Here is a 14,379-nt window from a genome sequence, read left to right on the forward strand (position 1 = left end):
AGCCTGGCCGGCTTGTGGGCGGCCGTGTCGGCGGGGCTGGGCCTGGCCGTGCGCACGCCGCTAGGGCTGCCCGCCGGAGTGCGGGCGCTGGCGCCGGGCGAACGGGGCCTGCCCCCTTTGCCGTCGATCACGCTGTCGCTGTATCGTGCCCAGGCGCAGCCAGACCCGGTGGCCGCCGCGCTGGCCGATATCGTGCGGCAGTGTGTCCGGGACAGCAGCGTTGCCTGGGCGTCGCCTTCCGCCTTGTCCACCACCTTGCCCGCCACGGTCCCAGCATGAATCGATTCCAAGAAATGTCGGTGTTCCTGGCCGTGGCCGAAGCCCAGGGCTTTGCCGCCGCCGCGCGCCGCCTGGAAATGTCCGCGCCGTCGGTCACGCGCAGCGTTGCGGCGCTGGAACGGCGGCTGGGCGCCTTGCTGTTGGTACGCACCACCCGCAGCCTGCGCCTGACCGAAGCGGGCCAGCGCTACGCGGCCGACTGCCGCCGCATTCTTGAAGACGTCGAACAAGCCGACGATGCCGCCGCCGGTGCGATGGCCGTGCCACGCGGTGCGCTGCACGTCACCGCGCCCGCCTTCTTTGGCGAACTGCACGTCATGCCGGTGGTGCTGGGCTATCTACGCGCGCATCGTGCCGTGTCGGTGCGCACCCTGCTGGTGGACCGGGTGGTGAACCTGCTGGACGAAGGCGTGGACGTGGCCGTGCGCATTGGTGCTTTGCCCGATTCCACCTTGACGGCGGTGCCGGTGGGCCACGTGCGCCGCGTGGTCTGCGCCACGCCGGAATTCCTGCGCCAACACGGTGAACCGCAGGACCCCGACGCCCTGCATCGCTTCTGCACCATCACGGCCGCGATGGAGGGGCGGGGCGCGCAATGGCGTTTCCAGCAAGCCGGAGAGCCGCGCCGGCTGAATGTGGAATCGCAACTGGCCGTCACGTCGTTTCAGGCCGCCGTGCTGGCCGCGTGCGAAGGCTGGGGCTTGACGCAGGTGGTGTCGTACCAGGTGGCGCGGCACCTGAAAAGCGGTGCCTTGCAGGTGGTGCTGCGCGATTTCGAATTGCCGCCCATGCCGGTGCACGTGGTGTACCCCGAGGGCCGACGCAGCTCTGCCAAAGTGCGCAGCTTTGTTGAATTCTGCGTGGAAGCGCTGCGGCGCGATCTGGCCGAATTGCCGCGCTGAAGGGCCGAAGCCCGGCCCCGCCGGACGGTGGACCAGGCGCCCTCGACCGTGCCTTCGACGGTGCCTTCGACCGTGCCTTCGACCCGTTCTTTCAATTCCGACAATAGTGTCTTGTCGCGGCTGGCCGTTCACGCAGGGCGTGCATCGGGCCAAGATGGAGCCATGTTCATCCCCCTTGGAAATTCCCATGTCCGCTGCCCCGTTGACCTTCTATAGCTTCCCTTTGTCCGGCCATGCGCATCGCGTCGCGCTGATGCTGTCGCTGCTGAACGTGCCGCACAAGCGCGTCGACGTGGATCTGCGCGGCGGCGAGCACAAGCGCCCGGAATTCCTGGCGCTGAACGCGTTCGGCCAGGTGCCGGTGATCGACGACAACGGCACGGTGGTGGCGGATTCCAATGCCATCCTGGTCTATCTGGCCACCCGCTACGACGGCCAGGCTTGGCTGCCCGCCGATCCGGCCGGTGTGGCGGCGGTGCAGCGCTGGCTGTCTGTAGCAGCCGGGCCTTTGGCGAGCGGCCCGGCGACGGCCCGGCTGATCACGGTATTTGGCGCGCCCTACGACGTGGAAACCACCTTGACACGCGCGCATGCCTTGCTGGGCGTTATGAACGCCGAACTTGGCGGCCGCGCCTTCCTGGCCGGTTCCCGCCCGACGATCGCGGACGTCGCCTGTTACGCCTACGTGTCGCACGCGCCCGAAGGCAATGTGTCCTTGGCCGACTACCCCCACGTGCGCGCGTGGCTCGCACGCATCGAAAATCTGCCCGGCTTCGTGCCCATGGCGCGCACGCCCGCCGGCTTGCAGGCCGCCTGATACCGCCATCACCGCATTGGCCCGGAGCGCACCATGACTCTCACTGATCCTTCTTTTGACGACGGCTTGCCCTGGCATGCGGGCGAACGCCTGTTGCAAGCGCGCGCCGGCGTGGCCGAGCGCATGGCGCAGATCGGCCCGAAGATCGTGCGCGATTACATGCCCGACCAGCATCGTGACTTTTTCGCGCAGTTGCCGTTCCTGGTGGTAGGCGCGGTAGACGGGCAGGGCGATCCCTGGGCCGGCGTGCTGGAGGGCCAGCCGGGCTTTGCCATGTCGCCCGATGCGCATACGTTACGGGTGTCGGCCATGCCCGATGCCGATGATCCGGTGCGCGCGGGCCTGGGCCCGGGGCAGGCGGTGGGGCTGCTGGGAATCGAGCTGCACACGCGTCGGCGCAACCGCATGAACGGTCAGATCGCCGCGTGGGACGGCAAGCGTTTCGATGTGGCCGTGGCGCAGTCGTTCGGCAATTGCCCGCAGTACATCCAGACGCGCGATTTTCATTTCTCGCGCTCGCCGGCCATGCGCTTTGCGGCGGCGCGACCCGAGACCGATCAATTGGACGATGCCGCGCGCGCGTTGATCCAATCGGCCGACACCTTTTTCGTGGCCTCTTACGTGGACGATGATGCCCGAGGGGGGCGCGCGGTTGACGTGTCGCATCGCGGCGGCAAACCCGGCTTTGTGCGAGTGGACGGCAATGTGCTGACCATTCCCGATTTTTCCGGCAACCGCTTCTTCAATACCCTGGGCAACCTGATGGCGAACCCGCGCGCGGGTTTGGTCTTCATCGACTTTGAGCGTGGCGACGTGCTTCAGATATCGGGCCGCGCCGAGGTGGTGCTGGACAGCCCCGAGATTCAAAGCTTCGCGGGCGCGGAACGGCTGTGGCGCGTGCATGTGCGCCGTGTGCTGCGGCGGCCCGGCGCCTTGGCGCTACGCTGGCAATTCGGCGCGTATTCGCCGACCGCGCTGGGCACGGGGCAGTGGCCGGGGCAGCCCGACCAAACCGGCTAGCCGGGCGGGGGCGCGGTTTTCTGCACGACGGTGTCGTCCGGTTCCAGCAGGCGTCCATCCTGCGCGCGGATTTCCAGGCGGCGCACCGCCTGGCCGCGCTTGCGGTCGATCAATGTGGAGTGGGCTTCGGCCGGGCCGTAGTAATGGTCTTCGCCCCATTGCCGCAAGCTGACGATGACCGGAAACAGCGCGCGGCCTTTGTCCGTCAGCACGTATTCCTGATAGGCGCTGCCGTCCGACGCGGGGGCCACGGCCAGGATGCCGTGCGCCACCAACGTGCGCAGCCGGTCGCTAAGAATGTTCTTGGCCACGCCCAGGCTTTTCTGGAATTCACCAAAGCGGCGTACGCCATCGAACGCGTCCCGCACGATCAACAGCGACCACCAGTCGCCGATGGCGTCTAACGAGCGCGCCACCGGGCAGGCGGCGCCTTCAAGGCTGGTGCGTTTAACCATGTCTGACCCTTGGGTGGGGATGCAATGGTTGCATTATAAAACCTTAAGATCTAGCATTCCGGTTTCGTCATAAAACCAAAAGGACTTGCCATGCCAGATGTTCCACCGCCCGCCCACGCCTCGGCCGCTGCGTCGCCAGCACCCCTGCCCACCTCGCTGGTGATGCTGCTGGCCGTGGCCTGTGCGCTTAGCGTGGCCAACGTGTATTACGCGCAGCCCTTGCTGGACGCCATCGGCCGCGAGTTCCTGCTGGACGAGGGCGCCGTGGGCGTCGTCGTTACCGCCACGCAATTGGGCTGCGCGGTGGCGCTGCTGTTCGTGGTGCCGCTTGGCGACCTGCTGGACCGGCGCCGCCTGATGCTGGCGCAACTGGGGCTGCTGGTGCTGGCGCTGGGCGCGGTGGCCGTGTCGGCCAATACGCCGTGGCTGCTGGCGGGCATGGTGGCGCTGGGGCTGTTGGGTACGGCGATGACGCAAGGCCTGCTGGCGCTGTCCGCCGCCCTGGCGGCGCCGGGAGAACGGGGCCGGGTGGTGGGCGCCGCGCAGGGCGGGGTGGTGATCGGCTTGTTGCTGGCGCGCACCGTGGCCGGCGTGGTGGCCGACGCCTGGGGCTGGCGCGCCGTGTACGTGGTGTCCGCCGTGATGGCCGCCTTGCTGGCGTGGGTGCTGCTGCGCCGCTTGCCTCGGCGGCGCCTGCCCACGGCCACGCTGTCGTACCGGGACTTGCTGCGGTCCATGGCGACGCTGCTGGCCACTGAACCCGTGCTGCGCGTGCGCGGCATGATCGCCTTGCTGATGTTCGCCGCCATCAGCGTGTTCTGGACGGCGCTGGTGCTGCCCTTGAGCGCGCCGCCGCATTCGTTGTCGCACGCGGCGGTGGGTGGCTTTGGGCTGGTGGGCGTATTGGGCGTGTTGATGGCTGCGCGCGCCGGCCGCTGGGCGGATCGCGGGCTGGGGCAGCGCACTACGGGCGCGGGCCTGGTGCTGCTGTGCCTGGCGTGGGCGCCCATTGCCTTGCTGGATCACAGTCTATGGGCCTTGGCGCTGGGCGTGCTGGTGCTGGACGTGGCGCTGCAAGCGCTGCACGTGACGAATCAAACGATGATTTTCAGCATCAGCGCCCAGTCGCATAGCCGGCTGGTGGGCAGCTACATGATGTTCTACGCGGTGGGTAGCGGGCTGGGCGGCATTGCGTCCACGGCGGTGTACGCGCGCGCCGGCTGGCTGGGCGTGTGCGCGCTGGGCGCGGCCATCAGCGTGACGGCTTTAGTGTTCTGGGCGGCGACGTTGCCCCGCAAGGCATCGCCGCCGCCATCGTCGTCACGTCAAGGCTGTACCGCGTAGTCCTTGGACCCCAGCACCACGGCCGCCAGGCCCGGCGCCTGGGTCAGCTTGTGCAGCGCATAGGTTTGGGCGGTGGCAATCTTGGCCTGATGGAAGTCGGGGTCTTCCTGCTGGTGGTCCAGGCTGGCCAGCAGGGCGCGCGCCATCTGCCAACCGGCCAGCGTCGTGCCCGCCAGCAGCAGATAGGGCACGGCCGACCCGAAGATGGCGTTGGGCGCCCCGGCGGCGTTGGCCAGCACAAAGTCCACCACATTGGCCAGGGCCAGCCGGGCTTGCCGCAGCGGCTTGAGCACCAGGTTGGCCGCGGGTTCGCTGCGCGATTCCAGCTCGGTTTCTGTCTGGCGGATGGCCTCCAGCAGCGCATGCGCCACCGCGCCGCCGTCGCGCAAGGTCTTGCGGCCGACCAGGTCGTTGGCCTGGATTGCGGTGGTGCCTTCGTAGATGGTCAGGATGCGCGCGTCGCGGTAGTACTGCGCCGCGCCGGTTTCCTCAATGAAGCCCATGCCGCCGTGCACCTGCACGCCCAGGCTGGTCACGTCCAGCGACATCTCGGTGCACCAGCCCTTCACGATGGGCACCAGGAATTCCTGGATGGCCAGATGACGCTTGCGCTCGTCGGCGTCGGGGCTGGCGTGGGCCAGGTCGGCGTGGCCCGCCGTCACGTAGGCCAGCGCGCGGCCCGCCTCGGTCAGCGCGCGCATGGTGCCCAGCATGCGGCGCACGTCGGGGTGATGGATGATGGTGACGGCATCGCGCGACGACCCATCCACCGGGCGGCTTTGCACCCGGTCGCGGGCATAGGCCAGCGCGTGCTGGTAGGCGCGGTCGGCAATGGCGATGCCCTGCACGCCCACCGCATAGCGGGCCGCGTTCATCATGATGAACATGGCGTCCAGCCCGCGGTTTTCCTGGCCCACCAGGTAGCCCAGCGCGCCGCCCGCATCGCCAAATTGCAGGGTGGCGGTGGGGCTGGCCTTGATGCCCAGCTTGTGTTCGATGGACACGCAGGTGACGTCGTTGCGCTCGCCCAGCGAGCCGTCTTCGTTGACCAGGAACTTGGGCACCAGGAACAGTGAAATGCCCTTGACGCCTTCGGGCGCGTCGGGCAATCGGGCCAGCACCAGGTGCAGGATGTTCTCGGTCAGGTCGTGGTCGCCATAGGTGATGAAGATCTTGGTGCCGGACAGCCGGTACGTGCCGTCGCCCACCGGCTGCGCGCGCGTGCGGATCATGGCCAGGTCCGAGCCGGCTTGCGGCTCGGTCAGGTTCATGGTGCCGGTCCACCGGCCCGAGATCATCGGGCCGATGAAGCGCGTTTTCATTTCCGCCGAGCCAACCGTCAACAGGGCTTCGATGGCGCCGTTGGTCAACAGGGGGCACAGCGCAAACGACAGGTTGGCGGCGTTCAGCATTTCAGAGCAGGGCGAGCCGATCAGGCCGGGCAGCCCCTGGCCGCCGTATTCCACGGGGTGCGACATGCCTTGCCAGCCCGCTTCGGTGTACTGGCGAAACGCTTGCTTGAAACCGGGCGACGTCGTGACCGCGCCGTCGCGCCACGTGCTGGGCTCGCGGTCGGCGGGTTGGTTCAGCGGCGCCAGGACGTCGGCCGCGAAATGGGCGGATTCTTCCAGCACGGCCAGCGCGGTGTCGGGCGTGGCCTCCTCGAAGCCGGGCAGGGCGGCAACTTGCCGCAGGCCGGCCAGGTGGTTCAACACAAACATCATGTCTTTCACGGGGGCTTGGTACGTCATGGCCGAAAAACTCCTTTGATGAAGGTGCCGGGCTGCCGGCGTTCAGACGGCTTTGTCGGGGCGGGTGGACGGCGCGGCCGGGGCATCGCCGGCGGCGTCAGGCGCGGGACCCGTCGACGGCTTCGTCGCGGATGGACCGGCCAGATCAATGGCCTGCGTGGCGCCCACGGCGGCGCGCAATTCAAACTTCTGAATCTTGCCGGTGGATGTCTTGGGCAGTTCGCCGAAGCGCACCGCGCGCGGCACCTTGAAGCCGGGCAGCAGCAGTTTGCAATGCGCGATGATCTCTTCGGCGGTGGCGCTGCAACCCGGTTTCAGTTCAACGAAGGCGCAAGGTGTTTCGCCCCACTTGGGGTCGGGCATGGCCACGACCGCCACCGCCGCAACGGCGGGGTGTCGGTACAGCGCGTCTTCCACTTCAATGCTGGAGATGTTTTCGCCACCGGAAATAATGATGTCCTTGCTGCGGTCCTTGATGCGCACGTACCCGTCCGCCGTCATCACGCCCAGGTCGCCGGTGTGAAACCAGCCGCCCGCGAAGGCGTCGTCGGTGGCGCGTTCGTTTTTCAGGTAGCCCTTCATGCAGATGTTGCCCCGGAACATGATTTCGCCCACGGTCTGCTCGTCGGCGGGCACTTCCTGCATGGTGTCGGGGTTGCGTACCGATAAGCCGGTCTGCAAGTGGTAGCGCACGCCCTGGCGCGCGGTCAGCTGCGCGCGGCGTTCGTCGTCCAGCGCGTCCCACGATTCCTGGCGGGCGCAGACGGCGGCCGGACCGTAGACTTCGGTCAGCCCATAGACGTGCGTCAGTTCAAAGCCGATGTCGCGCATCTTGGCGATGACGGCGGGTGCGGGCGCGGCACCCGCGACCATGGTGCGCACCGTATGCGTGATGCCCGCGCGCATCTCGGCCGGCGCGTTGGCCAGCGCGCTTTGCACGATGGGGGCGCCGCAGTAGTGCGTGACGCCTTCGGCGCGGATCAGGTCGAACACGGTCTGGGGGTCGAACTTGCGCAGGCACACGTTCACGCCGGCGCGCGCGGCTACCGTCCAGGGAAAGCACCAGCCGTTGCAATGGAACATGGGCAAGGTCCAAAGATAGACCGCGTGCTTGGGCATGTCCCATTCAAGAATGTTGCTGACGGCGTTCAGGTACGCGCCGCGATGGTGGTAGACCACGCCCTTGGGGTCGCCGGTGGTGCCCGAGGTGTAGTTCAGCGCGATGGCGTCCCATTCGTCGGCGGGCGGTTGCCAGGCGTAATGCGCGGGGGCGTCGGCCAGGAAGGCTTCGTAATCGGTGGCGCCCGGCTCAGGGGCGCCCGGCATAGGGGCGCCCGGCTCAGGGGCGCCCGGCATAGGGGCGCCCGGCATAGGGGCGCCCGGCTCAGGGGCGCCCGGCATAGAGGCGCCCGGCATAGGGGCGTCCGGCACGGTGGCGGGGGCGCCGTCCAGGTCGTGGACCGAGACGATTTTCAAGTGCGGGAATTCGGCACGGGCGCGCTGGGCGATGTCGGCATATTCGGTGTCGATGATCAGCGCGCGGGCTTCGCCGTGGCCCAGCATGAACAGCACGCTGGAGGCGTCCAGCCGGGTGTTCAGCGTGTTGAGCACCGCGCCCATCATCGGCACGCCGAAGTGGGCTTCGACCATGGCGGGGATGTTGGGCAGCATCACGGCAACGGTGTCGCCGCGCTTGATGCCGGCGCGTTCCAGCGCGTTGGCCAGGCGCTGCGCGCGTTCGTAGGTCTGGGCCCAGGTGCGGCGTACCTTGCCGTGCACCACCGCCAGCCGCTGGCCATACACCTCGGCCGCGCGGGCAATGAAGTCCACCGGGGTCAAGGGGGTGTAGTTGGCGTCGCGGCGCGCCAGGCCGTGGTCAAACATGCTGCTCATGCGTAGTCTCCGAGTCGGGCGCGTGGGCGGCCCTGTCTTGTTCGAGGTTTGCCGAGCGCGGAGAGCTTGATTTCCGTCGCTTGCTTGAGCTTAGGGGCAAGCCGAAATTACTGTCTGTCGCCTGCATGACAGAGCGCCGGCCGCCCTTGCAAACCGCCAGTTTTACACGGTTCCGACCTTGTCCGACGTTTCAAACGTTGTTTCCGTCAACGCGCCAGATTCCCACCCATAACCCCTACATCCCGTTCAGCGCGGCGCCAGGGCGCATGACAGCGCGGCGCGCGCCAGGATGCGTGTGGAATCCAGCGTGGGCAAGACGCAGTTGCCGTCGTTCAGCACCAGCGGCAGTTCGGTGCAGCCCAGCACCACGGCGTCGCATCCGGCATCGCGCAAGCGCTGCACAATGCCTTGCAGTCGCGCGACCGACGTGGGCTGGAACACCCCGTAAACCAGTTCATCCATGATGATGCGGCCCAGCGTGACCCGGTCTTGTTCGACAGGGCGTACCCATTCCAGCCCTTGCGCGCCGAGCTTATCCGGGTACACCACGCTATCGACCAGCCACCGCGTGCCCAGGATGCCGATGCGCCGAAAACCTCGCGCCGCGGCCTGCAAGGCAACTTCCTCGGCGATATGCAGCCAGGGCAGCGGCGAATGCGGCAGCACATATTTCAGCGCCTGGTGGATGGTGTTGTCGGGGCAGATCAGCAAGTCAGCCCCGGCGCGCGCCAGCTTGTCGGCCGATGACAGCATCAGCGCGCCCACGCCGGCCAGGTCCTTGTTGTCCAGGCACACCACGTAGTCCGCCAGCGAATGGGTGTGCAGCGAAATCTCAGGGTGCGCGTGCGGCCCCATGCGCTGCGAAGCTTCGGCGCACAACGTGCGATAGCACAGCGCGGCGCCTTCGGCCGAACAGGCAACGATGCCGATGTGCAGGGGGGCGGCGGTGATGGGGCCGGTGGTTGTGGGGCCGGTGGTCGTCGGGCCGGTGGTCGTGGGCGCACTGTTCATGAGGCAGCGTCCTGGTTCAACGCCCGCACGTGGCGGGCAATGTCGATAAAGCTCTTGGCCATGGCGGCTTGTTGGGCGGCGGGCAAGCGCGACAAAAACAACTCGTCGATGGCCGGGCCGTACACCTTCCACATTTCCCGCCGCAGCGCGCGGCCCTTGGGCGTCAGGCGTGCATAGGTGGCACGCCTGTCCTCGTCGGAACGAAAGCGCTCGACCAGGCCGGCCGCCTCGATGCGGTCCATCAGGCGCGTCAGGTTATAGCGCGCGATCACCATGCGTTCCGCCATTTCGAACATGCGCGCCGTGCCATCCGGCGCGCGTTCCAGCGCCCACAGCGCGTCGTACCACGCCAGCGGCGGCAGGTCGGCTGCCGACAGGCGCTTTTCAATTTCCTCTACCACCAGCGCGTGCGCGGTCAGGAAGAGGCTCCATGCGTCGGGCTTGCCCGTGGCCATGCGGTCGTTCCTTTTGATATCGGGAATGCAGCCGCGATTGTAAGAGCGGCTTGGCCGGATCGCGTGATCGAAGTGAAAAGCGCAAGCCAGGATAGTTGCACTTGCAATTGTCCGAGCACGGCAATACGATTGCAATTGCACATGATGCAATTGCAATTCACGATGTGAAACGCAGAGGCCGAAGTCTTGCTGCGTGGCGCTGCCCCATCACCAAAGGAACCCCATGGACACCCCGATCGATACCACCGACGCCGACCCGCAGGAAACCCAGGAATGGCTGGACGCCATGCAGGCCGTGTTGGCCCACGAAGGCAGGCCGCGCACGCACTACTTGCTGGACCAGTTGATCCAGCAGGACCGCGCGGCCAATGGGCGCTATGCGGCGCCGGGCGTCACGCCCTACGTCAACACGATCGATGCCGCGAGCCAGCCCGCGTTTCCCGGCGATATCGGCATTGAGCAGCGTCTGGACGCCTACCTGCGCTGGAATGCCATGGCCATGGTGCTGCGCGCTGGCAAGACCTCGGGCGTGGGCGGCCACATTGCCACCTACGCATCGGCCACGACGCTGTACGAAACCGGCTACCGCCATTTCTTTCGCGCCGCCGCGCCGGATTTCCTGGGCGACCTGCTCTACATACAAGGGCATTCCGCACCCGGCATCTATGCGCGCGCCTACCTGGAAGGCCGAATTTCCGAAGACCAGCTTGACGGCTTTCGCCGTGAAATCGGTGGCGGGGGGCTGGCGTCCTATCCGCACCCGCGCACCATGCCGGGTTTTTGGCAATTTCCCACGGTGTCCATGGGCCTGGGTCCGCTGATGGCCGCCTATCAAGCGCGCTACATGCGTTACCTGGAAGACCGCGAGCTGATCCCCGCCCAGGGCCGCAAGGTGTGGGGCTTTCTGGGGGACGGGGAACAGGACCAACCCGAAACGCTGGCCGCCGTGGCGATGGCCGGGCGCGAAAAGCTGGACAACCTGATCTTCGTGGTCAATTGCAATCTGCAACGGCTGGATGGGCCGGTGCGCGGCAACGCCAAGATCATCCAGGAACTGGAAAGTGTCTATCGCGGCGCGGGCTGGAATGTCATCAAGGTGATCTGGGGCGCCGGTTGGGACGCGCTGCTGGCGCAGGACCACGACGGCCGCCTGCGCCGCCGCATGATGCAGTGCGTGGACGGCGAATACCAGGTGTTCAAGGCGCGAGGCGGCGCCTACGTGCGCGAGCATTTCTTTGGGGCGGACCCGGTGTTGCTGGAACGCGTGGCCCATCTGTCGGACGACGAGATCGGCGCGTTGAACCGGGGCGGCCACGACCCCGCCAAAGTGCATGCGGCTTATGCGGCGGCCGTGGCGCACCGGGGCCAGCCCACCGTCATCCTGGCCAAGACCGTCAAGGGGTACGGCATGGGCGCGGCAGGCGAGGCCGCCAACACCAACCACCAGCAAAAAAAAATGGCCGACCCGGCCGTGCGCGCCTTTCGCGACCGATTCGCCATCGCCGTGCCGGACGATCAGCTTGAAGAAATTCCGTATATCAAGCCCGCGCCCGGCAGCGCGGAACACGCCTATTTCCAGGCCGCCATCGGGCGTGCCGGCGGCCACCTACCGCAGCGTTCGGCCGGGCCGGGGCCGTTGTCCACGCCGCCGCTGACTGCGTTCGCCGCGCATCTGAAGGGCAGCGACGGCCGCGAATTTTCAAGCACGATGGCCTTCGTGCGGGTGTTGGCGCAGTTGCTCAAAGACCCGGATATCGGCCCGCGCGTCGTTCCCATCGTGCCCGACGAGTCGCGCACGTTCGGCATGGACGGCATGTTTCGCCAGGTGGGTATCTATTCGCATGTCGGCCAGCTTTACACGCCCCAGGACGCGGACCAGCTCAGCGTCTATCGCGAGGATCGCAAGGGCCAGATCCTGCAGGAAGGCATCAACGAATCCGGCGCGATGTCGTCGTGGATCGCGGCGGGCACCGCGCACAGCACGCATGGGCTGGCCACCATTCCCTTCTACATTTTCTATTCCATGTTCGGCTTTCAACGCGTGGGCGATCTGGCGTGGGCGGCGGGCGACATCCGCGCGCGCGGCTTCCTGCTTGGCGCCACGTCGGGGCGCACCACGCTGGAAGGCGAGGGCCTGCAACACGATGACGGCCATAGCCACGTGCTGGCCTCGGTCATCCCGTCCTGCCGCGCCTATGACCCCGCCTACGCCTATGAAATCGCGGTGATCGTGCAAGACGGGCTGCGCCGGATGTACCAGGACGGCGAAGACGTTTTCTATTACCTGACCCTGGTCAACGAGAAGACCGCGCATCCGCCCATGCCTGAAGACGCCCAGGCCGGCATCCTGCAAGGCATGTATCGCTTGCGCCAAGGCGAGCCGGGCGCCTTGCGCGTGCAGCTGCTGGGTAGCGGCGCGATTCTGGCCGAGACGCTGGCCGCCGCCGATCTCTTGCGGCAGGATTTCGGCGTGTCGGCCGACGTCTGGAGCGTGACCAGCTATTCCGAACTGATGCGGGACGGCCAGGAGGTCGAACGCTGGAACCGCCTGCATCCGCAGGCCGAGGCACGGCGCGGCCATGCCGAAACCGCCTTGGCCGCCAGCGTGGGGCCGGTGGTGGCCGCCACCGACTATATGAAGACGGTGCCCGAGCAGATCCGCCCCTTCCTGGCGGGCCGGCGCTACGTCACCCTGGGCACCGACGGGTTTGGCCGCTCGGATACGCGGCGGGCGCTGCGCGCGTTCTTCGGCGTGGACCGCCATCACATCGCCCTGGCGGCGCTAAAGGCCCTGGCCGATGACGGGCAGGTAGACCCGGCGCAGGCCGCCCAGGCCATCGTCCGATACGGTATCGACGCCGAGGCCGTGTCGGCTGCCTTGCCCTAGGCGCAGGGGCGTATCGCCGTCGGCATGGGCGCGTCCGCACCGCGCCCCGGCCGCCCGCGCGAACCCGGGCGCGCGCCGGTAGTGTTAAATACGGTTTTCCCGGACAGTGAACGCGGGCCCCCGGGCTTTAGCGAAGGAAACAACATGGCATTCGATTTTGATCTGTTTGTGATCGGCGCGGGTTCTGGCGGCGTGCGCGCGGCCCGTTTTGCAGCGGGTTTTGGTGCGCGCGTGGCCGTGGCGGAAAGCCGCTACCTGGGCGGCACCTGCGTCAACGTGGGCTGTGTGCCCAAAAAGCTGCTGGTCTACGGCGCCCATTACAGCGAAGATTTCGAGCAGGCCCACGGCTTTGGCTGGAATGTCGGCAAGCCGTCGTTCGACTGGCCCACCCTGATCGCCAACAAAAACCGCGAGATCGAACGCCTTAACGGGATTTACCGCAACTTGCTGGTCAATAGCGGCGTGACGCTGCTGGAAGGCCACGCCCGCATCGTCGACCCGCACACCGTCGAGATCAACGGACAACGCCACACCGCCGCCAACATCCTGGTGGCAACGGGCGGCTGGCCTCGCGTGCCCGACATTCCCGGCAAGGAACACGCCATCACCTCGAACGAGGCGTTCTTCCTGCCGCGGTTGCCGCGCCGCGTGCTGGTGGTGGGGGGCGGTTATATCGCCGTGGAATTCGCGTCGATCTTCAACGGCATGGGCGCGCACACCGTGCAGGCCTATCGCGGCCCGCTGTTCCTGCGCGGCTTTGATCAGGGTGTGCGCGAACACCTGCGCGACGAACTGACGAAAAAGGGCGTCGATCTGCGCTTTTTCACCGACCTGGCGCGCATCGACAAGCAGCCCGATGGCTCGCTGGTTGCCACCTTGAAAGACGGCGCGGTCATCGAGACCGATTGCGTCTTCTACGCCACCGGCCGCCGTCCGATGCTGGACAACCTGGGTCTGGAGAACACGGGCGTGAAGCTGCGCGAAGACGGTTTCATCGACGTGGACGACGAATACCGCACCGCCGAGCCTTCCATCCTGGCCATTGGCGACGTGATCGGGCGCGTGCCGCTGACGCCGGTGGCGTTGGCGGAAGGCATGGCCGTGGCGCGCCGCCTGTTCCGCCCCGAGGAATACCGCAAGGTCGATTACAAGCTGATCCCGACCGCCGTGTTCAGCCTGCCGAACATCGGCACGGTGGGCATGACCACGGAAGAAGCGCGCGAAGCCGGCTACGAGATCAAGCTGTTCGAAAGCCGCTTCCGTCCGATGAAGCTGACGCTGACGGAATCGCAGGAAAAGACGCTGATGAAGCTGATCGTGGACGCCAAGACCGACCGCGTGCTGGGCGTGCACATGGTCGGCCCCGATGCCGGAGAAATCGTGCAGGGCATTGCCGTGGCGCTCAAGGCAGGCGCCACCAAGCAGGTGTTCGACGACACCATCGGCATCCACCCCACGGCGGCGGAAGAATTCGTCACCCTGCGCACGCCTGTGGCGCAATAAGGGCGCGGCAGCGGCCCCGCACCGGCCCCCCTTTACAAGCGTTCGATCATGGCGCGGGGGGG

Annotated in this window: 11 protein-coding genes and 1 pseudogene; 7 read left to right on the forward strand and 5 right to left on the reverse strand. The window is 67.1% G+C overall.

All coding sequences use genetic code 11. The annotated features are described in order from the left end of the window. The 4 genes and pseudogenes from ACNPP0_RS19625 to ACNPP0_RS19640 form a co-directional block, all read left to right on the forward strand. A pseudogene (locus ACNPP0_RS19625) lies at nt 1-279 on the forward strand (LysR substrate-binding domain-containing protein); the annotation flags it as partial. Then, nucleotides 276-1,181, forward strand: a complete 906-nt coding sequence (locus tag ACNPP0_RS19630; protein WP_332607421.1) for a LysR family transcriptional regulator — start codon at nt 276-278, stop codon at nt 1,179-1,181. The pseudogene ACNPP0_RS19625 and the gene ACNPP0_RS19630, both read left to right, overlap by 4 nt. Nucleotides 1,182-1,368: 187 nt before the next feature. Beyond that, nucleotides 1,369-1,998, forward strand: a complete 630-nt coding sequence (locus ACNPP0_RS19635; RefSeq protein WP_448706777.1) for a glutathione S-transferase family protein — start codon at nt 1,369-1,371, stop codon at nt 1,996-1,998. Nucleotides 1,999-2,031: 33 nt separating this feature from the next. Then, nucleotides 2,032-3,018, forward strand: coding sequence for a pyridoxamine 5'-phosphate oxidase family protein (locus ACNPP0_RS19640; RefSeq protein ID WP_448706778.1), 987 nt, complete (start codon nt 2,032-2,034; stop codon nt 3,016-3,018). Here the strand turns inward: ACNPP0_RS19640 and ACNPP0_RS19645 are convergent. Then, on the reverse strand, nt 3,015-3,473 hold the full coding sequence (locus tag ACNPP0_RS19645) for a winged helix-turn-helix transcriptional regulator (RefSeq protein ID WP_448706779.1): 459 nt from the start codon (nt 3,471-3,473) through the stop codon (nt 3,015-3,017). The two genes, ACNPP0_RS19640 and ACNPP0_RS19645, sit on opposite strands and share 4 nt — an antisense overlap. Before the next feature lie 90 nt (nt 3,474-3,563). Here ACNPP0_RS19645 and ACNPP0_RS19650 point away from each other — a divergent pair, with 90 nt between their 5' ends. Next, a complete protein-coding gene (locus tag ACNPP0_RS19650; RefSeq protein ID WP_448706780.1) occupies nt 3,564-4,817 on the forward strand; it encodes an MFS transporter in 1,254 nt (417 codons plus the stop codon). Here ACNPP0_RS19650 and ACNPP0_RS19655 read toward each other — a convergent pair. The 4 genes from ACNPP0_RS19655 to ACNPP0_RS19670 form a co-directional block, all read right to left on the reverse strand. Next, a complete protein-coding gene (locus ACNPP0_RS19655) occupies nt 4,799-6,568 on the reverse strand; it encodes an acyl-CoA dehydrogenase (protein WP_448706781.1) in 1,770 nt (589 codons plus the stop codon). The two genes, ACNPP0_RS19650 and ACNPP0_RS19655, sit on opposite strands and share 19 nt — an antisense overlap. Before the next feature lie 42 nt (nt 6,569-6,610). Next, complete coding sequence (locus tag ACNPP0_RS19660) at nt 6,611-8,461, reverse strand: acyl-CoA synthetase (protein WP_448706782.1); 1,851 nt, start codon at nt 8,459-8,461, stop codon at nt 6,611-6,613. A 246-nt stretch (nt 8,462-8,707) separates the two neighbouring features. Continuing rightward, nucleotides 8,708-9,412, reverse strand: a complete 705-nt coding sequence (locus ACNPP0_RS19665) for an aspartate/glutamate racemase family protein (RefSeq protein WP_448706787.1) — start codon at nt 9,410-9,412, stop codon at nt 8,708-8,710. A 56-nt stretch (nt 9,413-9,468) separates the two neighbouring features. After that, entirely contained in the window at nt 9,469-9,927 is a 459-nt protein-coding gene (locus ACNPP0_RS19670) for a MarR family winged helix-turn-helix transcriptional regulator (RefSeq protein ID WP_448706783.1), read from the reverse strand. A gap of 223 nt (nt 9,928-10,150) precedes the next feature. Here ACNPP0_RS19670 and aceE point away from each other — a divergent pair, with 223 nt between their 5' ends. Both aceE and gorA read left to right on the forward strand, forming a co-directional pair. Further along, nucleotides 10,151-12,814, forward strand: coding sequence for a pyruvate dehydrogenase (acetyl-transferring), homodimeric type (gene aceE / locus ACNPP0_RS19675; RefSeq protein ID WP_448706784.1), 2,664 nt, complete (start codon nt 10,151-10,153; stop codon nt 12,812-12,814). Between the two features lie 144 nt (nt 12,815-12,958). Beyond that, nucleotides 12,959-14,317 carry a glutathione-disulfide reductase gene (gene gorA, locus ACNPP0_RS19680; RefSeq protein WP_332607431.1) on the forward strand — a complete coding sequence of 453 codons (1,359 nt, stop codon included), beginning with the start codon at nt 12,959-12,961 and terminating at the stop codon, nt 14,315-14,317. The last annotated feature ends 62 nt before the right edge of the window (nt 14,318-14,379 follow it).

Source organism: Achromobacter semiaridum (genome assembly GCF_053543755.1).

Coding starts and splice junctions, on each gene's coding strand:
- ACNPP0_RS19630 (WP_332607421.1), top strand. CDS start 276: ATGAATCGATTCCAAGAAATGTCGGTGTTCCTGGCCGTGGCCGAAGCC.
- ACNPP0_RS19635 (WP_448706777.1), top strand. CDS start 1,369: ATGTCCGCTGCCCCGTTGACCTTCTATAGCTTCCCTTTGTCCGGCCAT.
- ACNPP0_RS19640 (WP_448706778.1), top strand. CDS start 2,032: ATGACTCTCACTGATCCTTCTTTTGACGACGGCTTGCCCTGGCATGCG.
- ACNPP0_RS19645 (WP_448706779.1), bottom strand. CDS start 3,473: ATGGTTAAACGCACCAGCCTTGAAGGCGCCGCCTGCCCGGTGGCGCGC.
- ACNPP0_RS19650 (WP_448706780.1), top strand. CDS start 3,564: ATGCCAGATGTTCCACCGCCCGCCCACGCCTCGGCCGCTGCGTCGCCA.
- ACNPP0_RS19655 (WP_448706781.1), bottom strand. CDS start 6,568: ATGACGTACCAAGCCCCCGTGAAAGACATGATGTTTGTGTTGAACCAC.
- ACNPP0_RS19660 (WP_448706782.1), bottom strand. CDS start 8,461: ATGAGCAGCATGTTTGACCACGGCCTGGCGCGCCGCGACGCCAACTAC.
- ACNPP0_RS19670 (WP_448706783.1), bottom strand. CDS start 9,927: ATGGCCACGGGCAAGCCCGACGCATGGAGCCTCTTCCTGACCGCGCAC.
- aceE (WP_448706784.1), top strand. CDS start 10,151: ATGGACACCCCGATCGATACCACCGACGCCGACCCGCAGGAAACCCAG.
- gorA (WP_332607431.1), top strand. CDS start 12,959: ATGGCATTCGATTTTGATCTGTTTGTGATCGGCGCGGGTTCTGGCGGC.